We start from the raw sequence: 26283 nt of genomic DNA, 5'->3' as shown, positions 1-26283 counted from the left end.
AACTCAGTAGTGAAACGATGCATCGCCGATGGTAGTGTGGGGTTTCCCCATGTGAGAGTAGGTCATCGTCAAGATTAAATTCCGAAACCCCAATTGCGAAAGCAGTTGGGGTTTTGTTTTGGGCGGTGAAAAATCGCGCAAAGACTTAGCGGCTTGTCCGGCTGAAGTCTCTCCATCACCTGTCTGCTTGCTTTCTATGCAATGGCTCTATGCATGGCTATCATGCGTGCCTCATTGTGAGGCGAGACTTGCATGCTGACGTTGTTGAAACTTCTGAAAGATGGCCGATTTCACTCGGGTGAAGCGCTAGGTGCAGCCCTGGGTGTCAGTCGTAGTGCTGTGTGGAAGCAGCTCCAGCATCTAGAGGCCGAGCTGGATCTGACAATTCATAAGGTCAGGGGGCGAGGCTATCAATTGGCATCCCCGCTGGTTCTATTAAGCGCTGACGAGATCGCCCTGAAGTCGCCGGTTTGTGCAGGTTCGGTTTTCATATCGGATACCATCGACTCCACTAATGCCGAGGCATTGCGCCTTATTGATGCGGGGCAAGCGGCGCCGTTCCTGGTTCTCTCGGAGCAGCAGACTGCGGGCAGGGGGCGTCGTGGGCGTAAGTGGGTCAGTCCATTTGCGCAGAATGTTTACTACAGCCTTGTGCTGCGTATCGATGGCGGCTTACGACAGCTTGAAGGATTGAGTCTTGTCGTGGGCTTGGCAGTAATGCAAACCTTGCGTGACCTTGGTGTCCAGGGTGCGGGTTTGAAATGGCCAAATGACGTTCTTGTTGGATCAAAGAAGATTGCGGGCATTCTTCTTGAGTTGGTGGGGGATCCTGCTGATGTGTGTCATGTCGTGCTCGGTATTGGTATCAATGCAAACATGCAGAGCGCAGCGGAAGTTGATCAGCAGTGGACATCGATCCAGCTCGAAACAGGTTGCGCGGTCGATCGAAATCATCTAGTCGCTCATCTGAGCCAGACGTTACAGGCTTATCTTGAGCGTCATAGGGATTCCGGCTTCTCGGTAATCCGGGAAGAGTGGGAGCGGAGCCATTTGTGGCAGGGTAAGGCGGTTTCATTGATCGCAGGTGTTAACCAGGTAGGCGGGGTTGTGCTGGGCATCGACGGTCAAGGTGCGTTACGCCTCGAAGTAAATGGTGTTGAGAAAATATACAGTGGTGGTGAGTTAAGCCTGAGGTTGCGTGATGATTCTTGAGCTCGACTGTGGGAATAGCTTCATCAAGTGGCGAGTTCTTGAGGCAAGCCAGGCAGCCGTTTTCGCTGAAGGGGTTGTTGATTCCGATGTGGCGTTGCTGGGTGGTCTCCATTCGTTGGCGGGGCTGTCACTGCAGCACTGCCGGTTGGTCAGCGTGCGTGCCCAGGAAGAGACGAACCGTCTGGTAGGCGTGTTGGTTGCGGCCTTTGGCGTTTCTATCAGTTGTGCTGCGCCCTCGCGTGAAATGGCAGGTGTGCGCAACGGGTATGAGGAATATGCCCGTCTGGGCCTGGATCGTTGGTTGGCAATGCTTGGAGGCTTCCAGTTGGCCTCGGGGGCGTGCCTTGTGCTGGACTTCGGTACAGCGGCCACTGCCGACTTTATTACGGCAGATGGCGAGCATCTCGGTGGGTTTATCTGTCCTGGTATGCCACTCATGAGGAATCAGCTACGGACCCATACCCGTAAAATACGGTATGACGATGTTGCGGCTGAGCGTGCGCTGGAGAGCCTGGTGCCGGGGCGTACAACGGCGCAGGCCGTTGAGCGCGGTTGTACGCTCATGCTTCGCGGCTTTGCCCAGTCGCAACTGGAACTGGCCCGGAGTTACTGGGGCGAAGAGTTCTCGGTTTTCCTGACGGGTGGGGATGCTGAGTTGGTTGCTGACGCCCTGCCAGGTGCTCGCTTCGTTCCAGACCTGGTATTTGTTGGCTTGGCGATGGCATGCCCTTTGTCTTGAGGTTTTTATGCGTTGGTTGTTTCTGTTGTTGCTGGTTCTCAATGTCTTTTATTACGTCTGGCACCAGCAAGAGGCTCCGTTGCGTGCGAAGGATGTAACGCCCCTGGCGCTATACCGGGGTTCCCAGCAGGATATTCAGTTGTTGAGCGAGTCGGCCGACGCAATGACGCGCCGCGACCGGCCCAGGTCTCCAGAGGCGCCGGCCGGTTGCCTGTATATTGGTGGCTTTGCCAATCAGGAACAGGCGCAGTTCCTGGAGCAGCGTCTGACTAGCCTGGATATCAAGGTCAGGATCCAGTCATTGATCGCTGCAGGTGCGCCCGCTTTTTGGCTGCGTGTGGCACCTGAAAGTCGCCGGCTGGCTGACGATCTGCCGTTTGAAAGCCTTGCTAATGAATTCAATGAGTTAAAACATAAAATAATGCCGTGCGAAGGCATTGCAACTGTCGAATAGTTTGCATAGAATGGCGCCCGCTCCACAGTGATGACCCTCTTGGGAAGTTGGTGTGAAGCGATCGTCACGCAGCTAACCTCATATTTTTAATGAGAAAATGCTTGACAGAAGGTCGGCGTAATGTAAAATGCCGGCTCGCTTAGGAGGGGTTCCCGAGCGGCCAAAGGGATCAGACTGTAAATCTGACGTCTACGACTTCGAAGGTTCGAATCCTTCCCCCTCCACCATTTTTAGCGTGAGCTGCAAGCTCCGCGGGTATAGTTTAGTGGTAGAACCTCAGCCTTCCAAGCTGATGATGCGGGTTCGATTCCCGCTACCCGCTCCAAGTTTGCAGGTTGTGCAAGATGTTTCGCTCTTGTAGCTCAGTTGGTAGAGCACACCCTTGGTAAGGGTGAGGTCAGCGGTTCAAATCCGCTCAAGAGCTCCATATAACAAGGCAGATATGAAAATATCTGCCTTTGTTTTAACAGCTGTCTCGGCTTGATTCTGTTTTACCTGGTGTTATCGGGTTGTTTCAAGTCTCTTGGGGTTGGTTGTTGTAAAGTCTTTTTCAGGCCTGCATAATGGTCGGCCTGATTTTGTTTTAGGTCAGTAGCTCAATTGGCAGAGCGACGGTCTCCAAAACCGTAGGTTGGGGGTTCGATTCCCTCCTGACCTGCCAGATTCACGTGGTGTATCTGGCTTTCTTTTCACAGGATCTTCATAGATGACTCCTAAGGCTGAAGCTCAAAGCTCTCGTTTCGATCTGGTTAAGTGGCTCGCTGTCGTCGCTTTGGTGGTCGTAGGCGTTGTTGGCAATCAGTATTATTCTGCTTCGCCGATCCTGTACCGCGTACTCGTATTGCTCGCTCTTGCTGCTGCAGCTGTTTTTATTGGTCTGCAGACTGTAAAGGGCAAGTCCTTCGCTGTACTGGTTAAGGAAGCCCGCACCGAAATACGTAAAGTCGTTTGGCCAACTCGCCAAGAAACCACGCAGACCACGCTGATTGTTGTGGCTGTTGTTCTGGTTATGGCGTTGCTGTTGTGGGGTCTTGATTCCCTGCTCGGCTGGCTTGTTTCCTTGATTGTTGGCTAAGGGTGTCCCGTGGCTAAGCGTTGGTACGTTGTGCATGCTTACTCGGGTTACGAGAAGCATGTCATGCGCTCTTTGCTAGAGCGCGTAAAGCTGGCAGGCATGGAAGATGGCTTCGGCGAAATTCTGGTTCCCACTGAAGAAGTGGTTGAAATGCGTAATGGCCAGAAACGCAAAAGCGAACGCAAGTTCTTCCCTGGCTACGTGCTGGTACAGATGGACATGAATGAGGGTACTTGGCACTTGGTCAAGGATACGCCTCGCGTCATGGGTTTCATCGGCGGTACCGCTGATAAGCCTGCGCCGATCACTGACAAGGAAGCGGAAGCGATTCTGCGCCGTGTTGCTGATGGTAGCGACAAGCCTAAGCCGAAGACATTGTTCGAGCCAGGCGAGGTTGTTCGTGTCACCGATGGTCCGTTTGCTGATTTCAACGGCACTGTCGAAGAAGTTAACTACGAAAAGAGCCGGATCCAAGTGGCGGTGCTCATTTTCGGTCGCTCTACTCCGGTAGAGCTGGAGTTCAGCCAGGTCGAAAAGGTCTAGCTGACAAAGCATCCCAACCCCACAGCCTTAGGCTGTGGGGTTTTGTCGTCACTGGGATAAACGCGCAAGTAACCGGGGAGCCTTTCGAGGCGCTTGAACCCGTAATTGGAGTGCCTCATGGCCAAGAAGATTACCGCTTACATCAAGCTGCAAGTGAAGGCCGCTCAGGCCAACCCTAGCCCACCCGTCGGTCCAGCTCTGGGTCAGCACGGCGTGAACATCATGGAATTCTGCAAGGCCTTCAACGCCCGTACCCAGGGTATTGAGCCAGGTCTGCCGACTCCAGTGATCATCACTGTATACAGCGACCGTAGCTTCACTTTTGAAACCAAGTCGACTCCGGCTTCGGTTCTGTTGAAGAAAGCTGCTGGTCTGACTAGCGGTTCCGCTCGTCCGAACACCGTTAAGGTTGGCACCGTGACTCGTGCTCAGCTGGAAGAAATCGCGAAAACCAAAAACGCGGATCTGACTGCAGCTGATATGGATGCAGCCGTGCGTACCATCGCCGGTTCTGCTCGTAGCATGGGCCTTAACGTGGAGGGTGTGTAATGGCTAAGCTGACCAAGCGCCAAAAGGCTATCGCCGGCAAAATCGAAGCGGGCAAGTCCTACAACTTTGTAGACGCTGCTGCTCTGCTGGCCGAGCTGTCGACTGTCAAGTTCAGCGAGTCCGTTGACGTTGCTGTAAACCTGGGTGTTGACCCACGTAAATCCGACCAGGTCGTTCGTAGCGCTACTGTGCTGCCACACGGTACTGGCAAGACTGTACGTGTTGCTGTCTTCACTCAAGGTCCGGCAGCTGAAGCTGCTCTGGCCGCTGGCGCCGATCGCGTTGGCATGGACGACCTGGCTGCCGAAATGAAAGGCGGCGACCTGAACTATGACGTCGTTATTGCCTCCCCGGATGCAATGCGCGTTGTAGGTCAGTTGGGTCAGATCCTGGGCCCACGTGGCCTGATGCCTAACCCGAAGGTCGGCACCGTAACGCCAGACGTAGCTACCGCGGTTAAAAACGCCAAGGCTGGTCAGGTTCGTTATCGCACCGACAAAAACGGCATCATTCACACTTCCGTTGGCAAGGTCGGCTTCGACGCCGTCAAGCTGAAGGAAAACGTTGAAGCCCTGATCGCTGATCTGAAGCGTATCAAGCCAGCTTCCTCGAAAGGTATCTACGTCAAGCGCGTTACCCTGAGCACCACTATGGGCCCGGGTCTGGTCATCGACCAGGGTTCGCTGGACGTATAAGACACAAATTGGCGCAAGTGATTGCGCCAATTGAAAAATTGGGGTCCCTGCCTGGCGGGGGCTATCCAAGACCGTAGGCGACGCAAGTCTTAAACCATCAAGCCTACGCAGATGGTGCTCCCGGTTCCTTACCGAATCAGACACCAAAACGACATCCGGCCTAGGCCAGATGAAACGGTAACAAGCAGGAGTTAAACCCGTGGCAATTAATCTCGAAGACAAGAAGGCCATCGTCGCTGAAGTCAACGAGGCTGCCAAAGCTGCTCTGTCCGCTGTCGTGGCTGATGCCCGTGGTGTGACAGTAAGCGCTATGACCGGACTCCGTAAAGAGGCTCGTGAAGCTGGCGTATACGTACGTGTTGTACGTAACACCCTGCTCAAGCGCGCTGTTGCTGACACTGAATACAGTGTCCTCAACGACGTGTTCACCGGCCCGACTCTGATCGCGTTCTCCAAGGACCATCCAGGCGCTGCTGCCCGTTTGTTCAAGGAATTCGCCAAGAGTCAGGATAAGTTCGAGATCAAGGCAGCTGCGTTCGAGGGCAAGTTCCTCGCAGCTAACCAAATCGACGTACTGGCAACACTGCCGACCCGTAACGAAGCTATTTCGCAGCTGATGAGCGTGATTCAAGGCGCTACCAGCAAGCTGGCTCGTACTCTGGCCGCAGTTCGCGAGCAAAAAGAAGCTGCAGCAGCCTAAGGCTGAGCAACTTCTCTCGCGTTTTTTTGTTTATTTCGATGGCCGCGTAGGCCGTCCCCCAATTCAGGAAATACAGCAATGTCTATCTCCCAAGACGATATCCTCAACGCCGTAGCTGAAATGTCGGTTCTGCAGGTTGTTGAGCTGATCAAAGCTTTCGAAGAAAAATTCGGCGTTTCCGCTGCCGCTGCTTCCGCTGGCCCAGCTGTTGCTGCTGTCGCTGCTGAAGAGCAAACCGAATTCAACGTCATGCTGCTGGAAGCTGGCGAGAAGAAAGTAAACGTGATCAAGGCAGTACGTGAACTGACCGGTCTGGGCCTGAAAGAAGCCAAGGCTGTAGTTGACGGCGCTCCTGCCCAGGTTCTGGAAGCAGTGTCGAAAGACGCCGCTGACAAAGCCAAAGCTACTCTGGAAGAAGCAGGCGCTAAAGTCGAGCTGAAGTAAGCATCGACCTTGCGTTTCCAGCCCAAGCGTTAAGCTGAAGGCTGATGGCTGGTGGCTCTTGCCACCGGCCTTTTTCCGTTCTTGGCTGTCGACTCGGTCGCCGCCATTAACGCGCTGTAGCCACCCGATGCGGTGGTGCAAACCATGGGGTTTGCAAGATTTTCTGGCTGCTCCCGTCGGGGGGGCCAAACAAGCAGGTGACCAAGCTGGGGAACGCTGATGGCTTACTCATATACTGAGAAAAAACGTATCCGCAAGGACTTTAGCAAGTTGCCGGACGTCATGGATGTCCCGTACCTTCTGGCTATCCAGCTGGATTCGTATCGTGAATTCTTGCAGGCGGGAGCGACCAAAGATCAGTTCCGCGACGTGGGCCTGCATGCGGCCTTCAAATCCGTTTTCCCGATCATCAGCTACTCCGGCAATGCTGCGCTGGAGTACGTCGGTTATCGCCTGGGCGAACCGGCATTTGATGTCAAAGAATGCGTGTTGCGCGGTGTTACGTACGCCGTACCTTTGCGGGTAAAAGTCCGTCTGATCATTTTCGACAAAGAATCGTCGAACAAAGCGATCAAGGACATCAAAGAGCAAGAAGTCTACATGGGTGAAATCCCCCTGATGACTGAGAACGGTACCTTCGTTATCAACGGTACCGAGCGTGTAATCGTTTCCCAGCTGCACCGTTCCCCGGGCGTGTTCTTCGACCACGACCGCGGCAAGACGCACAGCTCCGGCAAGCTCCTGTACTCCGCGCGGATCATTCCGTACCGTGGTTCGTGGTTGGACTTCGAGTTCGACCCCAAAGACTGCGTGTTCGTGCGTATCGACCGTCGTCGCAAGCTGCCGGCCTCGGTACTGCTGCGCGCGCTCGGCTATACCACTGAGCAAGTGCTGGACGCTTTCTACACCACCAACGTATTCAGCCTGAAAGATGAAACCCTCAGCCTGGAACTGATTGCTTCGCGTCTGCGTGGTGAAATTGCCGTCCTGGACATCCAGGATGAGAAGGGCAAGGTCATTGTTGAGGCGGGTCGTCGTATTACTGCGCGCCACATCAACCAGATCGAAAAAGCCGGTATCAAGTCGCTGGACGTGCCTCTGGACTACGTCCTGGGCCGCACTACCGCCAAGGTCATCGTTCACCCGGCCACAGGCGAGATCCTGGCTGAGTGCAACACCGAGCTGAACACCGAGATCCTGGCCAAAATCGCCAAGGCCCAGGTTGTTCGCATCGAGACCCTGTACACCAACGATATCGACTGCGGTCCGTTCGTCTCCGACACCCTGAAGATCGACTCCACCAGCAACCAATTGGAAGCGCTGGTCGAGATCTATCGCATGATGCGTCCTGGCGAGCCACCAACCAAAGACGCTGCCGAAACCCTGTTCAACAACCTGTTCTTCAGCCCTGAGCGCTATGACCTGTCTGCGGTCGGCCGGATGAAGTTCAACCGTCGTATCGGTCGTACCGAGATCGAAGGTTCGGGCGTGCTGTGCAAGGAAGACATCGTCGCGGTACTGAAGACCCTGGTCGACATCCGTAACGGCAAAGGCATCGTCGATGACATCGACCACCTGGGTAACCGTCGTGTTCGCTGTGTAGGCGAAATGGCCGAGAACCAGTTCCGCGTTGGCCTGGTACGTGTTGAGCGTGCGGTCAAAGAGCGTCTGTCGATGGCTGAAAGCGAAGGCCTGATGCCGCAAGACCTGATCAACGCCAAGCCAGTGGCTGCGGCGGTGAAAGAGTTCTTCGGTTCCAGCCAGCTCTCGCAGTTCATGGACCAGAACAACCCGCTCTCCGAGATCACCCACAAGCGCCGTGTTTCTGCACTGGGCCCGGGCGGTCTGACCCGTGAGCGTGCTGGCTTTGAAGTTCGTGACGTTCACCCGACGCACTACGGTCGTGTTTGCCCGATCGAAACGCCGGAAGGTCCGAACATCGGTCTGATCAACTCCCTGGCGGCCTATGCGCGCACCAACCAGTACGGCTTCCTCGAAAGCCCGTACCGTGTGGTGAAAGACGCGCTGGTGACCGACGAGATCGTGTTCCTGTCCGCCATCGAAGAAGCTGATCACGTGATCGCCCAGGCTTCGGCCACGATGAACGACAAGAAAGTCCTGATCGACGAGCTGGTAGCTGTTCGTCACTTGAACGAGTTCACCGTCAAGGCGCCGGAAGACGTCACCTTGATGGACGTATCGCCCAAGCAGGTAGTTTCTGTTGCGGCGTCGCTGATCCCGTTCCTGGAACACGATGACGCCAACCGTGCGTTGATGGGTTCCAACATGCAGCGTCAAGCTGTACCGACCCTGCGCGCTGACAAGCCGCTGGTAGGTACCGGCATGGAGCGCAACGTAGCCCGTGACTCCGGCGTTTGCGTCGTGGCTCGTCGTGGCGGCGTGATCGACTCTGTTGATGCCAGCCGTATCGTGGTTCGTGTTGCCGATGACGAAGTTGAAACTGGCGAAGCCGGTGTCGACATCTACAACCTGACCAAATACACCCGCTCGAACCAGAACACCTGCATCAACCAGCGTCCGCTGGTGAGCAAGGGTGATCGCGTTCAGCGTAGCGACATCATGGCCGACGGTCCTTCCACCGATATGGGTGAGTTGGCTCTGGGTCAGAACATGCGCATCGCGTTCATGGCGTGGAACGGCTTCAACTTCGAAGACTCCATCTGCCTGTCCGAGCGTGTGGTTCAAGAAGATCGCTTCACCACGATCCACATCCAGGAACTGACCTGTGTGGCGCGTGACACCAAGCTTGGGCCTGAGGAAATCACTGCAGACATCCCGAACGTGGGTGAAGCTGCACTGAACAAGCTGGACGAAGCCGGTATCGTTTATGTAGGTGCTGAAGTTGGCGCTGGCGACATTCTGGTCGGTAAGGTCACTCCGAAAGGCGAGACCCAACTGACGCCAGAAGAGAAGCTGTTGCGTGCCATCTTCGGTGAAAAAGCCAGCGACGTTAAAGACACCTCCCTGCGCGTACCTACCGGTACCAAGGGTACTGTCATCGACGTACAGGTCTTCACCCGTGACGGCGTTGAGCGTGATGCTCGTGCACTGTCCATCGAGAAGACCCAGCTCGACGAGATCCGCAAGGACCTGAACGAAGAGTTCCGTATCGTTGAAGGCGCGACCTTCGAGCGTCTGCGTTCCGCCCTGGTAGGCCACAAGGCCGAAGGCGGCGCAGGTCTGAAGAAAGGTCAGGACATCACCGACGAAATCCTCGACGGTCTTGAGCACGGCCAGTGGTTCAAACTGCGCATGGCTGAAGACGCTCTGAACGAGCAGCTCGAGAAGGCCCAGGCCTATATCGTTGATCGCCGCCGTCTGCTGGACGACAAGTTTGAAGACAAGAAGCGCAAACTGCAGCAGGGCGATGACCTGGCTCCAGGCGTGCTGAAAATCGTCAAGGTTTACCTGGCAATCCGTCGTCGCATCCAGCCGGGCGACAAGATGGCCGGTCGTCACGGTAACAAAGGTGTGGTCTCCGTGATCATGCCGGTTGAAGACATGCCGCACGATGCCAATGGCACCCCGGTCGACGTCGTCCTCAACCCGTTGGGCGTACCTTCGCGTATGAACGTCGGTCAGATCCTTGAAACCCACCTGGGCCTCGCGGCCAAAGGTTTGGGCGAGAAGATCAACCGTATGATCGAAGAGCAGCGCAAGGTCGCAGACCTGCGTAAGTTCCTGCACGAGATCTACAACGAGATCGGCGGCCGCAAAGAAGAGCTGGATACCTTCTCCGACCAGGAAATCCTGGACCTGGCGAAGAACCTGCGCGGCGGTGTTCCAATGGCTACCCCGGTGTTCGACGGTGCCAAGGAAAGCGAAATCAAGGCCATGCTGAAACTGGCAGACCTGCCAGAAAGCGGCCAGATGCAGCTGTTCGACGGCCGTACCGGCAACAAGTTCGAGCGCCCGGTTACTGTTGGCTACATGTACATGCTGAAGCTGAACCACTTGGTAGACGACAAGATGCACGCTCGTTCTACCGGTTCGTACAGCCTGGTTACCCAGCAGCCGCTGGGTGGTAAGGCTCAGTTCGGTGGTCAGCGTTTCGGGGAGATGGAGGTCTGGGCACTGGAAGCATACGGTGCTGCATACACTCTGCAAGAAATGCTCACAGTGAAGTCGGACGATGTGAACGGTCGTACCAAGATGTACAAAAACATCGTGGACGGCGATCACCGTATGGAGCCGGGCATGCCCGAGTCCTTCAACGTGTTGATCAAAGAAATTCGTTCCCTCGGCATCGATATCGATCTGGAAACCGAATAACACGTGACGCGAATCGAGAGCGGGGCTGTTTAGCCCGCTCTCTGCTCCGCCAGGAGGAAAGGCCTTGAAAGACCTACTGAATTTGCTGAAAAACCAGGGTCAAGTCGAAGAGTTCGACGCCATCCGTATTGGACTGGCATCGCCTGAGATGATCCGTTCGTGGTCGTTCGGTGAAGTTAAAAAGCCGGAAACCATCAACTACCGTACGTTCAAACCTGAGCGTGACGGCCTGTTCTGCGCCAAGATCTTTGGCCCGGTAAAGGATTACGAGTGCCTGTGCGGTAAGTACAAGCGCTTGAAGCACCGTGGTGTGATCTGCGAGAAGTGCGGCGTTGAAGTTGCACTGGCCAAGGTTCGTCGTGAGCGCATGGCGCACATCGAGCTGGCTTCGCCGGTTGCCCACATCTGGTTCCTGAAATCGCTGCCGTCCCGTATCGGCTTGCTGATGGACATGACCCTGCGTGATATCGAACGCGTTCTCTACTTCGAGAGCTATGTCGTTATCGATCCAGGCATGACCACCCTTGAAAAAGGTCAGCTGCTCAACGACGAGCAGTACTTTGAAGCGCTGGAAGAATTCGGCGACGATTTCGATGCCCGCATGGGTGCCGAAGCTGTCCGCGAACTGCTGCACGCTATTGACCTGGAACACGAGATTGGCCGCCTGCGCGAAGAGATTCCGCAAACCAACTCCGAAACCAAGATCAAGAAACTGTCCAAGCGTCTGAAGTTGATGGAAGCCTTCCAGGGTTCCGGCAACCTGCCAGAGTGGATGGTGCTGACCGTTCTGCCGGTTCTGCCGCCAGACCTGCGTCCGCTGGTACCGTTGGACGGTGGTCGTTTCGCGACGTCCGACCTCAACGACCTGTACCGCCGCGTGATCAACCGTAACAACCGCTTGAAGCGCCTGCTTGACCTGTCCGCTCCGGACATCATCGTGCGTAACGAAAAGCGTATGTTGCAAGAAGCGGTCGATGCCCTGCTCGACAACGGTCGTCGTGGCCGCGCTATTACCGGTTCCAACAAGCGTCCTCTGAAATCCCTGGCTGACATGATCAAGGGTAAGCAAGGTCGTTTCCGTCAGAACTTGCTCGGTAAGCGTGTTGACTACTCCGGTCGTTCGGTAATTACCGTAGGCCCGACCCTGCGTCTGCACCAGTGCGGTCTGCCTAAGAAGATGGCTCTTGAGCTGTTCAAGCCGTTCATCTTCGGCAAGCTGGAAATGCGCGGTCTCGCGACCACCATCAAAGCGGCCAAGAAAATGGTCGAGCGCGAACTGCCAGAGGTTTGGGACGTTCTCGCTGAAGTGATTCGCGAACACCCGGTCTTGCTCAACCGTGCACCGACCCTTCACCGTCTGGGTATCCAGGCGTTTGAACCGGTACTGATCGAAGGTAAGGCTATCCAGCTGCACCCGCTGGTCTGTGCTGCGTACAACGCCGACTTCGACGGCGACCAAATGGCCGTGCACGTACCGCTGACACTGGAAGCCCAGTTGGAAGCGCGTGCGTTGATGATGTCGACCAACAACATCCTGTCGCCAGCCAACGGTGAGCCAATCATCGTTCCGTCGCAGGACGTTGTATTGGGTCTGTACTACATGACCCGTGAAGCGATCAACGCCAAGGGCGAAGGTCGTGTGTTCGCTGACCTGCAAGAAGTTGACCGTGTGTTCCGTGCCGGCGAAGCCGCACTGCATGCCAAGGTCAAGGTTCGGATCCACGAAACCGTCAACGACCGTGACGGCGGCAGCGTGAGCAACACCCGTATCGTCGACACCACTGTCGGCCGTGCGCTGTTGTACCAGGTTGTGCCAAAAGGTCTGTCGTACGACGTCGTCAACCTGCCGATGAAGAAAAAGGCGATCTCCAAGCTGATCAACCAATGCTACCGCGTGGTTGGTCTGAAAGAGACCGTGATCTTCGCTGACCAGTTGATGTACACCGGTTTTGCCTATTCGACCATTTCCGGCGTTTCCATCGGTGTTAACGACTTCGTTATCCCGGATGAAAAAGCCCGCATCATCAGTGCTGCCACTGATGAAGTGAAAGAGATCGAGAGCCAGTACGCCTCCGGCCTGGTAACCCAGGGCGAGAAGTACAACAAAGTGATCGACCTTTGGTCCAAGGCCAACGACGAAGTGTCCAAGGCGATGATGGCCAACCTCTCGAAAGAGAAGGTTATCGACCGTCATGGCGTGGAAGTCGATCAAGAGTCTTTCAACTCGATGTACATGATGGCCGACTCGGGCGCACGGGGTTCTGCTGCGCAGATCCGTCAGCTCGCCGGTATGCGTGGCCTGATGGCCAAGCCGGACGGTTCCATCATCGAAACGCCGATTACTGCGAACTTCCGTGAAGGTTTGAGCGTACTTCAGTACTTCATCTCTACTCACGGTGCTCGTAAAGGTCTGGCGGATACCGCGTTGAAAACCGCTAACTCCGGTTACCTGACTCGTCGTCTGGTAGACGTTGCACAAGATCTGGTTGTAACCGAGATCGATTGCGGCACCGAGCACGGCCTGCTGATGACTCCGCACATTGAAGGCGGTGACGTTGTAGAGCCGCTGGGTGAGCGCGTATTGGGTCGTGTTATTGCCCGTGACGTGTTCAAGCCAGGTACCGAGGAAGTTATCGTTCCTGCCGGCACCCTGGTGGATGAGAAGTGGGTCGAGTTCATCGAACTCAACAGCATCGACGAAGTGATTGTTCGCTCGCCGATCAGCTGCGAAACCCGCTACGGCATCTGCGCCAAGTGCTACGGCCGTGACTTGGCCCGTGGTCACCAGGTGAACATCGGTGAAGCGGTTGGCGTTATCGCTGCCCAGTCCATCGGTGAGCCGGGTACCCAGCTGACCATGCGTACGTTCCACATCGGTGGTGCGGCCAGCCGGACCTCCGCAGCCGACAGCGTTCAGGTGAAGAATGGCGGTACTGTCCGTCTGCACAACCTCAAGCACGTTGAGCGAGTGGATGGCTGCCTGGTAGCCGTGTCCCGTTCCGGTGAGCTGGCGATCGCTGATGACTTCGGTCGTGAGCGTGAGCGTTACAAGCTGCCGTACGGTGCTGTGATTTCGGTTAAGGAAGGTGACAAGGTCGACGCTGGCGCAATCGTGGCCAAGTGGGATCCACACACTCACCCAATCGTTACCGAAATGAAAGGTACCGTGACCTACGTGGGCATGGAAGAAGGCATCACGATCAAGCGTCAGACTGACGAATTGACCGGTATGACCAACATTGAAGTGCTCGACGCCAAAGACCGTCCAGCTGCCGGTAAAGACATCCGTCCTGCCGTGAAGATGGTCGATGACAACGGCAAGGATCTGTTGCTGCCAGGCACTGACGTTATCGCTCAGTACTTCCTGCCAGCCAACGCCCTGGTCGGTGTAGCGGATGGTGCGAAGATCGCGATCGGTGATGTTATCGCGCGTATCCCGCAAGAAACTTCGAAGACCCGTGACATCACCGGTGGTCTGCCGCGTGTTGCCGACTTGTTTGAGGCTCGTCGTCCGAAAGAAGCGTCGATCCTGGCTGAAGTCAGCGGCACCATCGCGTTCGGTAAAGAGACCAAGGGCAAGCGCCGCCTGGTCATTACTCCGAACGACGGTAGCGATCCGTATGAAGAGCTGATTCCGAAGTGGCGTCACCTGAACGTCTTTGAAGGCGAACAGGTAAACCGCGGCGAAGTTATCTCCGACGGCCCGAGCGATCCACACGACATCCTGCGTCTGCTGGGTGTGAGTGCGCTGGCCAAGTACATCGTCAACGAGATCCAGGACGTTTACCGTCTGCAAGGCGTGAAGATCAACGATAAGCACATCGAGACCATCCTGCGTCAGATGCTGCGTAAAGTTGAAATCGCTGAATCCGGCGATTCGAGTTTCATCAAGGGCGACCAGATGGAACTGACTCACGTACTGGTAGAAAACGAGCGTCTGGCAACCGAAGAGAAGTTTGTTTCCAAATTCACTCGTGTGTTGCTGGGTATCACCAAGGCGTCGTTGTCCACTGAGTCGTTCATCTCGGCGGCCTCCTTCCAGGAGACCACTCGCGTACTGACCGAAGCAGCGGTAACCGGCAAGCGCGATTACCTGCGCGGCCTGAAAGAAAACGTGGTTGTGGGTCGTCTGATCCCGGCCGGTACCGGCTTGGCCTACCACAGCGAGCGTAAGCGTCGCCGTGAACTCGACAAGCCGTTGCGCGTAAGCGCCAGTGAAGTGGAAGCTGCACTGACCGAAGCGCTGAACTCTAGCGGTAACTGAGTTCTGCGATAAATAAGGCCGGGCCCTGGCAGCCCCGTTCGTCGGAACAAGACAGTTTTGTCGGGTTTCGATGGAAGGGGAGGTCGGGGCCTTGCCTTGACTGGGGGCAAGATCCTCTTTAGACTCTTGTACCCCTAAATTTGGCGGGAATTCGTTCCTGCCATTTTGCTTTTCTTGCAAGACAATAGCGTCGCAAGACAACAGTGGAGCTAGTAGATGGCAACTATCAACCAGCTGGTACGTCAGCCGCGTAAGCGTATCGTCGAGAAATCCGACGTGCCTGCGCTGCAGAACTGCCCGCAACGTCGTGGCGTATGCACTCGCGTGTATACCACTACGCCGAAAAAACCTAACTCGGCACTGCGTAAAGTATGCCGTGTACGCCTGACCAACGGTTTCGAGGTTTCCTCGTACATCGGTGGTGAAGGCCACAACCTGCAAGAGCACAGCGTGGTACTGATCCGCGGCGGTCGTGTAAAAGACTTGCCAGGTGTTCGTTACCACACCGTACGCGGCTCCTTGGATACTTCCGGCGTTAAAGGTCGTAACCAGGGTCGTTCGAAGTACGGTACCAAGAAGCCTAAGTAGTAGCGGCTTTTTGTAAACTGAATCATCTTATTTTCTGAGTCGATAAGAGTAAGGTCGGAGGCGTCCCGCAAGGGCACCGATTCCGAACGAACCTGAAGACCGTTTGAGGGCTTATCCATGCCAAGAAGACGCGTAGCAGCCAAGCGCGAAGTGCTTGACGATCCAAAATACGGAAGCCAAATCCTGGCCAAGTTCATGAACCACGTGATGGAAAGCGGCAAGAAAGCCGTTGCCGAGCGTATCGTTTATGGCGCGCTGGAAAAGGTTAAAGAACGCAAGAACAGCGATCCCCTGGAAATCTTCGAGAAAGCTCTCGACGCCATCGCTCCGCTGGTCGAAGTGAAGTCGCGCCGTGTAGGCGGTGCTACTTACCAGGTTCCGGTCGAAGTTCGCCCGTCCCGTCGTAACGCCCTGGCAATGCGCTGGTTGGTAGACTTCGCCCGTAAGCGCGGCGAGAAGTCTATGGCTCTGCGTTTGGCCGGCGAGCTGTTGGACGCTGCTGAAGGTAAAGGTGCTGCTGTTAAGAAGCGTGAAGACGTGCACCGTATGGCTGAAGCTAACAAAGCTTTCTCGCACTACCGCTTCTAATCTTAGCTTCACTAATTTTGCGAGGGCTTTATGGCTCGTACTACTCCGATTAGCCGCTACCGTAACATCGGTATCGTTGCTCACGTGGATGCTGGTAAAACCACCACCACCGAGCGCGTACTGTTTTACACCGGCAAAAGTCACAAAATGGGCGAGGTGCATGATGGCGCCGCGACCACAGACTGGATGGTTCAGGAGCAGGAGCGTGGTATTACCATTACTTCTGCTGCTATTACCGCCTTCTGGAAAGGTTCTGCCAAGCAGTACAAGGACGAGCACCGCTTTAACGTAATCGATACCCCGGGCCACGTGGACTTCACTATTGAAGTTGAGCGTTCCCTGCGTGTACTCGACGGCGCGGTCGTTGTGTTCTGCGGTACTTCGGGTGTTGAGCCTCAGTCGGAAACCGTATGGCGTCAAGCCAACAAGTACGGTGTTCCACGTCTTGTTTACGTAAACAAGATGGACCGTGCCGGTGCGAACTTCCTGCGCGTGATCGGTCAGATCAAGCAGCGCCTGGGTCACACTCCGGTGCCAATCCAGTTGGCAATCGGTTCCGAAGACAACTTCCAGGGCCAGATCGATCTGATCACCATGGAAGCGGTCTACTGGAACGATGCCGACAAAGGCATGACTCCTCGTCGCGAGCCTATTCCTGCTGAACTGCAGGAACTGGCTGACGAATGGCGCAACAACCTGGTAGAAGCTGCGGCCGAAGCCAACGAAGAATTGATGAACAAGTACCTCGAAGGTGAAGAGCTCACCAACGTGGAAATCAAGGCTGCTCTGCGTCAGCGTACTATTGCTGGTGAAATCGTCTTGGCTGTTTGTGGTTCTTCCTTCAAGAACAAGGGTGTTCCCCTGGTTCTCGACGCCGTGATCGACTACCTGCCTGCTCCAACCGACATTCCTGCTATCAAGGGTACCAACCCGGATAACGAGGAAGAAGAGATGGAGCGACATGCAGACGACAGCGAGCCGTTCTCGGCCTTGGCGTTCAAGATCGCTACCGACCCATTCGTGGGTACCCTGACTTTCGTCCGCGTTTACTCGGGCGTGTTGGCCTCCGGCGACGGCGTGATCAACTCGGTCAAGGGCAAGAAAGAGCGTGTGGGTCGTATGGTGCAAATGCACGCAAACGCCCGTGAAGAGATCAAGGAAGTGCGCGCTGGTGACATCGCGGCCCTGATCGGCATGAAGGACGTCACCACTGGTGAAACCTTGTGCAACGCTGATAAGCCAATCATCCTGGTTCGCATGGACTTCCCGGAGCCGGTTATTTCGGTTGCCGTAGAGCCTAAGACCAAGGATGACCAGGAAAAAATGGGTATCGCACTGGGCAAGCTTGCTCAGGAAGATCCATCTTTCCGCGTCAAGACTGATGAAGAGACTGGTCAAACGATCATCTCCGGCATGGGCGAGCTGCACCTGGACATCCTGGTTGACCGGATGCGCCGTGAGTTCAACGTCGAAGCCAACATCGGTAAGCCTCAGGTTTCCTATCGTGAGCGCATCACGAAGAACTGTGAAATCGAAGGCAAGTTCGTTCGTCAGTCCGGCGGTCGTGGTCAGTTCGGTCACTGCTGGATCCGTTTTGCTCCTGCTGACGAAGGTCAGGAAGGTCTGCAATTCGTGAACGAAGTAGTAGGTGGTGTTGTTCCTAAGGAATACATCCCTGCTATCCAGAAGGGCATCGAGGAGCAGATGAAGAACGGTGTTGTTGCCGGCTATCCGCTGATCGGCCTGAAAGCAACCGTTTTTGACGGTTCTTACCACGACGTCGACTCCAACGAGATGGCGTTTAAGGTGGCTGCCTCCATGGCAACCAAGCAACTGGCCCAGAAGGGCGGTGGTGAGTTGCTTGAGCCAATCATGGCGGTAGAAGTTGTTACACCTGAAGACTATATGGGTGATGTCATGGGCGACCTTAACCGTCGTCGCGGCATGATCTTGGGTATGGAAGACACGGTTTCCGGCAAAGTGATTCGCGCCGAGGTTCCGTTGGGTGAGATGTTCGGTTATGCGACCGACGTTCGCTCCATGTCCCAGGGTCGCGCAAGCTACTCTATGGAATTCAAAAAATACAACACAGCTCCGGCGCATATCGCTGAAACTGTATCCAAAAAACAAGGCTGATTCAGTCCTTTAGGCAAGGAGTTAATTGTCGTGGCTAAAGAAAAATTTGATCGTTCCCTACCGCACGTCAACGTTGGCACCATCGGTCACGTTGACCACGGTAAAACCACTCTGACTGCTGCTCTGACTCGCGTTTGCTCCGAAGTATTCGGTTCCGCAATCGTTGATTTCGATAAAATCGACAGCGCGCCAGAAGAAAAAGCTCGTGGTATCACCATCAACACCGCGCACGTTGAATACAACTCGCTGATCCGTCACTACGCTCACGTTGACTGCCCAGGTCACGCCGACTATGTGAAGAACATGATCACCGGTGCTGCCCAGATGGACGGCGCAATCCTGGTTTGCTCGGCCGCTGATGGTCCGATGCCACAAACCCGTGAGCACATCCTGCTGTCCCGTCAGGTTGGCGTTCCGTACATCGTGGTTTTCCTGAACAAGGCTGACCTGGTAGACGACGCTGAGCTGCTGGAGCTGGTTGAGATGGAAGTGCGCGATCTGCTGAGCACTTACGACTTCCCAGGCGACGACACTCCGATCATCATCGGTTCTGCTCGTATGGCTCTGGAAGGTAACGACGAAAACGAAATGGGCACCACTGCTGTTCGTAAACTGGTTGAGACTCTGGATAGCTACATTCCAGATCCAGTTCGTGTTATCGACAAGCCGTTCCTGATGCCAATCGAAGACGTATTCTCGATCTCCGGTCGCGGTACTGTTGTAACTGGCCGTATCGAGCGCGGTATCGTCAAGGTTCAGGATCCGCTGGAAATCGTTGGTCTGCGTGACACTACCGTCACCACCTGCACCGGTGTTGAAATGTTCCGTAAGCTGCTCGACGAAGGTCGTGCTGGCGAGAACTGCGGCGTTCTGCTGCGTGGTACCAAGCGTGACGACGTTGAGCGTGGCCAGGTTCTGGTCAAGCCAGGTTCGGTCAAGCCGCACACCAAGTTTGAAGCTGAAGTGTACGTGCTGAGCAAAGAAGAAGGCGGTCGTCACACTCCGTTCTTCAAAGGCTACCGTCCACAGTTCTACTTCCGTACTACTGACGTGACTGGTAACTGCGAACTGCCGGAAGGCGTTGAGATGGTAATGCCGGGCGACAACATCAAAATGGTTGTTACCCTGATCAAAACCATCGCAATGGAAGACGGTCTGCGCTTCGCTATCCGTGAAGGCGGCCGTACCGTTGGTGCTGGTGTTGTAGCTAAAATCATCGAGTAAGCATCTCTTCTGAGATAGCTTCGATGTTTTGAAAAGCCCCCGCTCAGCGGGGGCTTTTTTATTGGGTTGACACCTATCTGGGGCGTCTATAGAATTGCGCCTCCTTTTAACGGGCGTATTGCGCTCGCTGGGAATAGCAGCCGGAGTCTGAAATCCAATGCAAAATCAGCAAATCCGTATCAGGTTGAAGGCTTTTGACCATCGCCTGATCGACCAATCCACCCAGGAAATCGTGGAAACCGCGAAACGTACTGGGGCACAAGTGCGTGGTCCTATTCCACTGCCTACCCGCAAAGAGCGGTTCACCGTTCTGGTCTCCCCGCACGTCAACAAAGACGCGCGTGACCAGTACGAGATCCGTACTCATAAGCGCGTTCTGGACATCGTCCAGCCAACGGATAAAACCGTTGACGCTCTTATGAAGCTTGATCTGGCGGCCGGTGTGGAAGTACAGATCAGCCTCGGCTAAGACTCGGGTCTTAGTCGTGTAACGCTCTGAAATGGGCGGCCATAGCGGGTGAAAGCCCCGTACACTCATGAGGTTTACAACATGACTATTGGTGTAGTCGGTCGTAAATGCGGTATGACCCGTATTTTCACCGAAGAAGGTGTCTCCATTCCGGTCACGGTCATTGAGATCGAGCCGAATCGCGTCACCCAGTTCAAAACTGAAGAAACCGATGGCTATCGTGCAGTGCAAGTCACTGTCGGCGAGCGTCGTGCTTCGCGCGTGACTGCTGCTCAAGCAGGTCACTTCGCTAAAGCAAACGTTGCAGCTGGTCGTACTGTCATGGAGTTCCGTCTTGAAGATGGCGACTACCAGGCTGGCGATCTGATCAACGCTGAAATCTTCGCCGCTGGTCAACTGGTTGATGTAACCGGTCAGTCCAAGGGTAAAGGCTTCCAGGGTACGATCAAGCGTTGGAATTTCCGTGGCCAAGACAACACTCACGGTAACTCCGTTTCCCACCGCGTCCCGGGCTCTATTGGCCAGTGCCAGACTCCTGGTCGTGTATTCAAGGGCAAAAAAATGTCCGGTCATATGGGCGCTGAGCGCGTGACCGTGCAGTCCCTCGAAGTAGTGCGCGTCGACGCTGAACGCAATCTGTTGTTGGTCAAGGGTGCTGTTCCTGGCGCTACTGGCGGCAACCTGGTTGTACGTCCAGCGGCCAAGGCTCGCGGTTAAGGGGAAGCTGACATGCAATTAAATGTAAATGACGCTCAAGCGATCGAAGTTTCCGAACTGACATTTGGCGGCGAATTCAACGAGACGCTCGTTCACCAAGCAGTCGTGGCCTACATGGCCGGCGGCCGTCAAGGTAGCAAGCAGCAAAAGACCCGTTCCGACGTTCGTGGTGGCGGTAAGCGCCCTTGGCGTCAGAAAGGTACTGGCCGTGCTCGTGCCGGTACTATCCGTAGCCCAATCTGGCGTGGCGGCGGTACCACTTTCGCAGCTCGTCCACAGGATCACTCTCAGAAGCTCAACAAGAAGATGTATCGCGCAGCACTGCGCTCCATCCTTGCTGAACTCGTGCGTACTGATCGTCTGGTCGTGGTTCAGGACTTCGCTGTTGAAGGTCCAAAAACCAAAGATCTGCTGGGCAAGCTGAACAACATGAATCTGACCGACGTTTTGATCGTGTCCGAAGCTGTTGATCAGAACCTGTACCTGGCTGCTCGCAACCTGCCACACGTTGATGTCCGTGACGTGCAAGGTTCCGATCCAGTTAGTCTGATCGCATACGACAAGGTGTTGATCACCGTGTCGGCCGTGAAGAAATTCGAGGAGCTGCTGGGATGAACCAGGAACGCGTATTTAAAGTTCTGCTTGGCCCGCACGTTTCCGAAAAGGCTACGGTTCTGGCTGACAAGAAAGGCCAGTTCGTTTTCAAGGTTGCAACTGACGCAACCAAGCTGGAAATCAAGAAGGCCGTCGAAAGCCTGTTCAGCGTGAAAGTAGAGCGTGTTACTACCCTGAATGTTCTGGGTAAGAGCAAGCGCACTGCTCGCGGTCTGGGCAAGCGTAATGACTGGAAGAAGGCAGTTATCTCCCTTCAGCCAGGCCAAGATCTCGATTTCAGCAGCAGTGCTGAGTAAGGAAGGGGTGCATCATGGCAATCGTTAAATGCAAACCGACTTCCCCTGGCCGCCGTTTTGTGGTCAAGGTGGTCAACCAGGAGCTGCATAAAGGCGCTCCTCACGCACCGCTGCTCGAGAAGAAATCGAAGACTGGTGGTCGTAACAACAATGGTCGTATTACCACTCGTCACATCGGTGGTGGCCATAAGCAGCATTATCGTCTGGTCGATTTCCGTCGCAACGACAAAGATGGCATCTCTGCCACTGTCGAGCGTATCGAATACGATCCAAACCGTACTGCTCACATCGCTCTGCTGCTGTACGCAGATGGCGAGCGTCGCTACATCATCGCGCCTAAAGGCGTGAGTGCTGGCGACCAGCTGATCGCAGGTGCCCTGGCACCGATCAAGCCGGGCAACGCTCTGCAGCTGCGTAACATTCCAGTTGGTAGCACCGTACACGGCATCGAATTGAAGCCAGGTAAAGGCGCACAGATCGCTCGTTCCGCTGGTGCTTCGGCTCAGCTGATCGCTCGTGAAGGTGTCTACGTGACCCTGCGTCTGCGTTCTGGTGAGATGCGTAAAGTACTGGCTGAGTGCCGTGCGACCCTGGGCGAAGTCTCGAACTCCGAGCACAGCCTGCGTTCGTTGGGTAAAGCTGGTGCCAAACGCTGGCGTGGCGTTCGCCCAACCGTTCGTGGTGTTGCCATGAACCCGGTTGACCACCCACACGGTGGTGGTGAAGGTCGTACCTCTGGTGGTCGTCATCCGGTATCGCCATGGGGCTTCCCGACTAAGGGCGCGAAGACTCGTGGTAATAAGCGTACCGACAAAATGATCGTCCGTCGTCGCAAGTAAATAGAGGGATACGACAGTGCCACGTTCTCTGAAAAAAGGTCCTTTTATTGATCTTCACCTACTGAAGAAGATCGAAGTGGCGGCGGAAAAGAACGATCGCAAACCAGTTAAGACCTGGTCGCGCCGTTCTATGATCCTGCCACAAATGGTCGGTTTGACCATCGCAGTACACAACGGTCGTCAGCACGTCCCAGTTCTCGTTAACGAAGACATGGTCGGCCACAAACTGGGCGAGTTTGCCGGTACCCGCACTTATCGTGGGCACGTGGCAGACAAGAAAGCCAAGCGTTAAGGGGTTAGGAAATGGAAGTAGCCGCTAAGTTGTCGGGCGCTCGAATCTCCGCCCAGAAAGCCCGCTTGGTCGCCGACCAGATCCGCGGGAAGAAGGTGGGCGAAGCGCTCAACCTGTTGGCTTTCAGCAGTAAGAAAGCCGCCGAGATCATGAAGAAAGTGCTGGAGTCGGCCGTAGCCAACGCCGAGCATAACGAAGGCGCAGACGTTGATGACCTGAAGGTCAGCACCGTTTTCGTCAACGAAGGGCGTTCGCTGAAGCGTATCATGCCGCGTGCCAAAGGCCGTGCTGATCGCATCGTCAAGCGGTCTTGCCATATCACTGTCAAGGTTGCTGACAAGTAACGGAGTCGAAGAGATGGGTCAGAAAGTACATCCCATTGGCATTCGCCTGGGAATCGTCAAGGAGCACACCTCCGTCTGGTACGCAGACGGTCGGACTTATGCGGACTATTTGTTCGCTGATCTGAAGGTGCGTGAGTATCTCCAAGACAAACTAAAAAGCGCGTCCGTAAGCCGTATCGATATCCATCGTCCGGCCCAAACTGCACGTATCACCATCCACACCGCTCGTCCAGGTATCGTTATCGGGAAGAAAGGTGAAGATGTTGAGAAGCTGCGTCAGGACCTGACCAAGCAAATGGGTGTGCCTGTGCACATCAATATCGAAGAGATCCGCAAGCCGGAGCTCGACGGTATGCTGGTTGCGCAGAGCGTAGCTCAGCAGCTGGAGCGCCGCGTAATGTTCCGTCGTGCTATGAAGCGCGCTGTACAGAACGCCATGCGCATTGGTGCCAAGGGCATCAAAATCCAAGTGAGCGGTCGTCTCGGCGGTGCTGAAATCGCACGTACTGAATGGTATCGCGAAGGTCGTGTGCCACTGCACACCCTGCGTGCCGACATCGACTATGCCAACTACGAAGCTCACACCACTTACGGTGTGATCGGTGTAAAGGTTTGGATCTTCAAGGGCGAAGTAATTGGTGGTCGCCAAGAAGAACTGAAACCACAAGCACCAGCGCCTCGTAAAAAAGCTGCTAAGTAAGGGGTACGCCAAATGTTGCAACCTAAGCGTACGAAGTTCCGCAAGCAGATGACAGGCCACAACCGTGGTCTGGCACAGCGCGGTAGCAAAGTCAGCTTCGGCGAGTTCGCGCTGAAGTCTGTAGCTCGTGGTCGTCTCACCGCTCGTCAGATCGAGTCAGCGCGTCGTGCACTGACCCGTCACGTAAAACGTGGCGGCAAGATCTGGATCCGTGTATTCCCGGACAAGCCGATCTCCAAAAAACCTCTCGAGGTTCGGATGGGTAAAGGTAAGGGTAACGTGGAATACTGGGTAGCCCAGATTCAGCCAGGCAAAGTCCTGTATGAAATCGAGGGTGTAACTGAAGAGCTGGCGCGTGAGGCTTTTGCCCTGGCTGCTGCAAAGCTGCCGCTCGCCACCGCCTTTGTTAAACGGACGGTGATGTGATGAAAGCGAATGAACTTCGTGAAAAATCCGCACAGCAGCTGAACGAGCAACTGCTCGGCCTGCTGCGCGACCAGTTCAATCTGCGTATGCAGAAAGCAACTGGCCAGTTGGGGCAGTCTCATCTGCTCTCGCAAGTTAAGCGTGACATTGCTCGCGTGAAGACTGTGCTCAACCAGCAGGCAGGTAAGTGATCATGGCTGAAGCCGAAAAGACTGTCCGTACGCTGACTGGCCGTGTTGTCAGCGACAAGATGGACAAAACCATCACCGTTTTGATCGAGCGTCGCGTTAAGCACCCGATCTACGGTAAATATGTTAAGCGTTCGACTAAGCTGCACGCGCACGACGAAACCAATCAGTGCCACATCGGCGACAAAGTCACTATTCGTGAAACTCGTCCGCTGGCCAAGACCAAGTCTTGGGCACTGGTTGATGTTCTCGAACGCGCTGTGGAAGTCTAAGGACTAGGGGTCGGAGAAATTATATGATTCAGACTCAATCCATGCTCGATGTGGCCGATAACAGCGGCGCTCGCCGTGTTATGTGCATCAAGGTGCTGGGTGGCTCCCATCGTCGTTACGCTGGTATCGGTGACATCATCAAAGTTACCGTCAAGGAAGCAATTCCGCGCGGTAAAGTGAAAAAAGGCCAAGTGATGACTGCTGTTGTAGTCCGCACTCGTCACGGCGTACGTCGTGCTGATGGCTCCATTATCCGCTTTGATGGCAACGCTGCTGTTCTTCTGAACAACAAGCAAGAGCCGATCGGCACCCGTATCTTTGGGCCAGTGACCCGTGAACTTCGTACTGAGAAGTTCATGAAGATCGTCTCGCTCGCCCCAGAAGTGCTGTAAGGAGATCCGACATGCAAAAGATTCGTCGTGACGACGAGATCATCGTGATCGCCGGCAAAGACAAAGGTAAGCGCGGTAAGGTGCTGAAGGTTCTTGCTGATGACCGTCTGGTCATTGGTGGTCTGAACCTGGTCAAGCGTCATACCAAGCCTAACCCCGCGTCGGGCGTACAGGGCGGTATCGTCGAGAAAGAAGCGCCATTGCACGCTTCTAACGTCGCCATCTTCAACGGCGAAACCAACAAGGCTGACCGCGTTGGTTTCAAAGTAGAAGACGGTAAGAAAATTCGTGTCTTCAAGTCGACCCAAAAAGCGGTTGATGCTTGAACACTGCTAGGTAGATAAGACCATGGCACGACTAAAAGAGATTTACCGGAAGGAAATCGCTCCGAAGCTTAAGGAAGAACTTAAGCTTTCGAACGTGATGGAAGTTCCGCGCGTTACCAAAATCACCCTGAACATGGGTCTGGGCGAAGCGATCGGCGACAAAAAAGTCATCGAACACGCTGTTGCTGACCTGGAAAAGATCACCGGTCAAAAAGTCGTTGTGACTTACGCTCGGAAATCCATCGCTGGCTTTAAAGTCCGTGAAGGTTGGCCGATCGGCGTCAAAGTGACTCTGCGCCGTGAGCGTATGTACGAGTTCCTGGATCGTCTGCTGTCGATCTCCCTGCCTCGGGTTCGCGACTTCCGCGGCCTGAATGCCAAGTCCTTCGATGGTCGTGGTAACTACAGCATGGGCGTAAAAGAGCAGATCATCTTCCCGGAAATCGACTACGACAAGATCGATGCTCTCCGCGGTCTGGACATCACCCTGACCACCACTGCCAAGAACGATGATGAAGGCCGCGCTCTGCTGCGTGCGTTCAAATTCCCGTTCCGCAACTGATTGGAGTAGGACCATGGCCAAGATGAGCATGAAAAACCGCGAGCTGAAGCGTCAGCTCACGGTTGCCAAGTACGCCAAGAAGCGTGCAGCACTGAAAGCTATCATCGTTGATCTGAACGCAAGTCCAGAAGCGCGTTGGGAAGCTACAGTAGCTCTGCAGAAGCAGCCACGTGACGCAAGCGCTTCGCGCATGCGTAACCGCTGCCGCCTGACCGGTCGTCCACACGGCGTTTACCGCAAGTTCGGCCTCGGCCGTAACAAACTGCGTGAAGCGGCTATGCGTGGTGACGTACCAGGTCTGGTTAAAGCCAGCTGGTAAGTACTTTCGACGTCTCGGTGGT

The 26283-nt window shown here is 55.1% G+C and carries 30 protein-coding genes and 4 tRNA genes; all 34 read left to right on the top strand.

Annotated elements, in window-relative coordinates:
• Positions 1–252 precede the first annotated feature (252 nt).
• The 34 genes from birA (at position 253) to rpsN (ending at position 26261) form a co-directional block, all read left to right on the top strand.
• Positions 253–1212, top strand: a complete 960-nt coding sequence (gene birA, locus BLL38_RS20735) for a bifunctional biotin--[acetyl-CoA-carboxylase] ligase/biotin operon repressor BirA (RefSeq protein ID WP_076964131.1) — start codon at positions 253–255, stop codon at positions 1210–1212.
• Positions 1202–1951, top strand: coding sequence for a pantothenate kinase (locus BLL38_RS20730; RefSeq protein ID WP_076964130.1), 750 nt, complete (start codon positions 1202–1204; stop codon positions 1949–1951). The genes birA and BLL38_RS20730 overlap by 11 nt, the downstream gene beginning before the upstream one ends.
• 7 nt (positions 1952–1958) lie before the next feature.
• Entirely contained in the window at positions 1959–2405 is a 447-nt protein-coding gene (locus tag BLL38_RS20725) for a hypothetical protein (RefSeq protein ID WP_076964129.1), read from the top strand.
• A 142-nt stretch (positions 2406–2547) separates the two neighbouring features.
• Positions 2548–2632: transfer RNA gene (locus BLL38_RS20720), tRNA-Tyr, on the top strand.
• 24 nt (positions 2633–2656) lie between these two features.
• Positions 2657–2730: transfer RNA gene (locus BLL38_RS20715), tRNA-Gly, on the top strand.
• Positions 2731–2756: 26 nt separating this feature from the next.
• Positions 2757–2832: transfer RNA gene (locus BLL38_RS20710), tRNA-Thr, on the top strand.
• Between the two features lie 158 nt (positions 2833–2990).
• Positions 2991–3066 (top strand) — tRNA-Trp (locus tag BLL38_RS20705).
• A gap of 45 nt (positions 3067–3111) precedes the next feature.
• Positions 3112–3480 carry a preprotein translocase subunit SecE gene (secE, locus tag BLL38_RS20700; protein WP_076964128.1) on the top strand — a complete coding sequence of 123 codons (369 nt, stop codon included), beginning with the start codon at positions 3112–3114 and terminating at the stop codon, positions 3478–3480.
• Positions 3481–3489: 9 nt separating this feature from the next.
• A complete protein-coding gene (nusG, locus tag BLL38_RS20695) occupies positions 3490–4023 on the top strand; it encodes a transcription termination/antitermination protein NusG (RefSeq protein WP_003176436.1) in 534 nt (177 codons plus the stop codon).
• Positions 4024–4140: 117 nt separating this feature from the next.
• Positions 4141–4572 carry a 50S ribosomal protein L11 gene (rplK, locus tag BLL38_RS20690; RefSeq protein WP_003210097.1) on the top strand — a complete coding sequence of 144 codons (432 nt, stop codon included), beginning with the start codon at positions 4141–4143 and terminating at the stop codon, positions 4570–4572.
• Entirely contained in the window at positions 4572–5267 is a 696-nt protein-coding gene (gene rplA / locus BLL38_RS20685) for a 50S ribosomal protein L1 (protein ID WP_076964127.1), read from the top strand. Before rplK ends, rplA begins: the two co-directional genes overlap by 1 nt.
• Positions 5268–5466: 199 nt before the next feature.
• Positions 5467–5967 carry a 50S ribosomal protein L10 gene (gene rplJ / locus BLL38_RS20680; RefSeq protein WP_056861893.1) on the top strand — a complete coding sequence of 167 codons (501 nt, stop codon included), beginning with the start codon at positions 5467–5469 and terminating at the stop codon, positions 5965–5967.
• Between the two features lie 78 nt (positions 5968–6045).
• The gene (rplL, locus tag BLL38_RS20675) at positions 6046–6411 is read left to right on the top strand and encodes a 50S ribosomal protein L7/L12 (protein WP_003176432.1); all 366 of its coding nucleotides are present in this window, start codon (positions 6046–6048) and stop codon (positions 6409–6411) included.
• 219 nt (positions 6412–6630) lie between these two features.
• Positions 6631–10704 carry a DNA-directed RNA polymerase subunit beta gene (gene rpoB / locus BLL38_RS20670; RefSeq protein WP_029299252.1) on the top strand — a complete coding sequence of 1358 codons (4074 nt, stop codon included), beginning with the start codon at positions 6631–6633 and terminating at the stop codon, positions 10702–10704.
• Positions 10705–10768: 64 nt separating this feature from the next.
• Complete coding sequence (rpoC, locus tag BLL38_RS20665) at positions 10769–14968, top strand: DNA-directed RNA polymerase subunit beta' (RefSeq protein ID WP_076964126.1); 4200 nt, start codon at positions 10769–10771, stop codon at positions 14966–14968.
• A gap of 216 nt (positions 14969–15184) precedes the next feature.
• A complete protein-coding gene (gene rpsL, locus BLL38_RS20660) occupies positions 15185–15556 on the top strand; it encodes a 30S ribosomal protein S12 (RefSeq protein WP_002555494.1) in 372 nt (123 codons plus the stop codon).
• 117 nt (positions 15557–15673) lie between these two features.
• Positions 15674–16144, top strand: coding sequence for a 30S ribosomal protein S7 (rpsG, locus tag BLL38_RS20655; protein ID WP_002555493.1), 471 nt, complete (start codon positions 15674–15676; stop codon positions 16142–16144).
• Positions 16145–16174: 30 nt separating this feature from the next.
• The gene (gene fusA / locus BLL38_RS20650) at positions 16175–18280 is read left to right on the top strand and encodes an elongation factor G (RefSeq protein WP_076964125.1); all 2106 of its coding nucleotides are present in this window, start codon (positions 16175–16177) and stop codon (positions 18278–18280) included.
• Between the two features lie 30 nt (positions 18281–18310).
• Positions 18311–19504, top strand: coding sequence for an elongation factor Tu (gene tuf / locus BLL38_RS20645; protein ID WP_029299269.1), 1194 nt, complete (start codon positions 18311–18313; stop codon positions 19502–19504).
• A 157-nt stretch (positions 19505–19661) separates the two neighbouring features.
• A complete protein-coding gene (gene rpsJ, locus BLL38_RS20640) occupies positions 19662–19973 on the top strand; it encodes a 30S ribosomal protein S10 (protein WP_003186070.1) in 312 nt (103 codons plus the stop codon).
• 81 nt (positions 19974–20054) lie between these two features.
• The gene (gene rplC / locus BLL38_RS20635) at positions 20055–20690 is read left to right on the top strand and encodes a 50S ribosomal protein L3 (RefSeq protein WP_003194649.1); all 636 of its coding nucleotides are present in this window, start codon (positions 20055–20057) and stop codon (positions 20688–20690) included.
• A gap of 12 nt (positions 20691–20702) precedes the next feature.
• Positions 20703–21305 (top strand): 50S ribosomal protein L4, encoded by a 603-nt coding sequence (gene rplD, locus BLL38_RS20630; protein WP_029299292.1) that lies wholly within the window; start codon positions 20703–20705, stop codon positions 21303–21305.
• Positions 21302–21601 (top strand): 50S ribosomal protein L23, encoded by a 300-nt coding sequence (rplW, locus tag BLL38_RS20625; RefSeq protein WP_002555488.1) that lies wholly within the window; start codon positions 21302–21304, stop codon positions 21599–21601. Before rplD ends, rplW begins: the two co-directional genes overlap by 4 nt.
• 14 nt (positions 21602–21615) lie before the next feature.
• Positions 21616–22440 carry a 50S ribosomal protein L2 gene (gene rplB, locus BLL38_RS20620; protein ID WP_003176423.1) on the top strand — a complete coding sequence of 275 codons (825 nt, stop codon included), beginning with the start codon at positions 21616–21618 and terminating at the stop codon, positions 22438–22440.
• A gap of 16 nt (positions 22441–22456) precedes the next feature.
• Positions 22457–22732: a 30S ribosomal protein S19 gene (gene rpsS / locus BLL38_RS20615; RefSeq protein WP_002555486.1), complete on the top strand. Its 276-nt coding sequence runs from the start codon at positions 22457–22459 to the stop codon at positions 22730–22732.
• An 11-nt stretch (positions 22733–22743) separates the two neighbouring features.
• The gene (rplV, locus tag BLL38_RS20610; protein WP_003103908.1) at positions 22744–23076 is read left to right on the top strand and encodes a 50S ribosomal protein L22; all 333 of its coding nucleotides are present in this window, start codon (positions 22744–22746) and stop codon (positions 23074–23076) included.
• Positions 23077–23089: 13 nt separating this feature from the next.
• Positions 23090–23776, top strand: a complete 687-nt coding sequence (rpsC, locus tag BLL38_RS20605) for a 30S ribosomal protein S3 (protein ID WP_003176422.1) — start codon at positions 23090–23092, stop codon at positions 23774–23776.
• 12 nt (positions 23777–23788) lie between these two features.
• A complete protein-coding gene (gene rplP / locus BLL38_RS20600) occupies positions 23789–24202 on the top strand; it encodes a 50S ribosomal protein L16 (RefSeq protein WP_003232424.1) in 414 nt (137 codons plus the stop codon).
• Complete coding sequence (rpmC, locus tag BLL38_RS20595; RefSeq protein ID WP_002555481.1) at positions 24202–24393, top strand: 50S ribosomal protein L29; 192 nt, start codon at positions 24202–24204, stop codon at positions 24391–24393. The genes rplP and rpmC overlap by 1 nt, the downstream gene beginning before the upstream one ends.
• 2 nt (positions 24394–24395) lie before the next feature.
• Positions 24396–24662, top strand: a complete 267-nt coding sequence (rpsQ, locus tag BLL38_RS20590) for a 30S ribosomal protein S17 (RefSeq protein ID WP_003176419.1) — start codon at positions 24396–24398, stop codon at positions 24660–24662.
• Between the two features lie 23 nt (positions 24663–24685).
• The gene (rplN, locus tag BLL38_RS20585) at positions 24686–25054 is read left to right on the top strand and encodes a 50S ribosomal protein L14 (protein WP_002555479.1); all 369 of its coding nucleotides are present in this window, start codon (positions 24686–24688) and stop codon (positions 25052–25054) included.
• Positions 25055–25065: 11 nt separating this feature from the next.
• Positions 25066–25380, top strand: a complete 315-nt coding sequence (rplX, locus tag BLL38_RS20580; protein WP_029299388.1) for a 50S ribosomal protein L24 — start codon at positions 25066–25068, stop codon at positions 25378–25380.
• Positions 25381–25402: 22 nt separating this feature from the next.
• Positions 25403–25942, top strand: a complete 540-nt coding sequence (gene rplE / locus BLL38_RS20575) for a 50S ribosomal protein L5 (protein ID WP_003210069.1) — start codon at positions 25403–25405, stop codon at positions 25940–25942.
• A gap of 13 nt (positions 25943–25955) precedes the next feature.
• Positions 25956–26261 carry a 30S ribosomal protein S14 gene (gene rpsN / locus BLL38_RS20570; protein WP_003176414.1) on the top strand — a complete coding sequence of 102 codons (306 nt, stop codon included), beginning with the start codon at positions 25956–25958 and terminating at the stop codon, positions 26259–26261.
• Positions 26262–26283: the final 22 nt, after the last annotated feature.

Source organism: Pseudomonas gessardii, assembly GCF_001983165.1.
GTDB classification, from domain to species: Bacteria; Pseudomonadota; Gammaproteobacteria; order Pseudomonadales; family Pseudomonadaceae; genus Aquipseudomonas; species Aquipseudomonas gessardii.
This window is presented reverse-complemented; position numbering and strand designations above follow the sequence as displayed.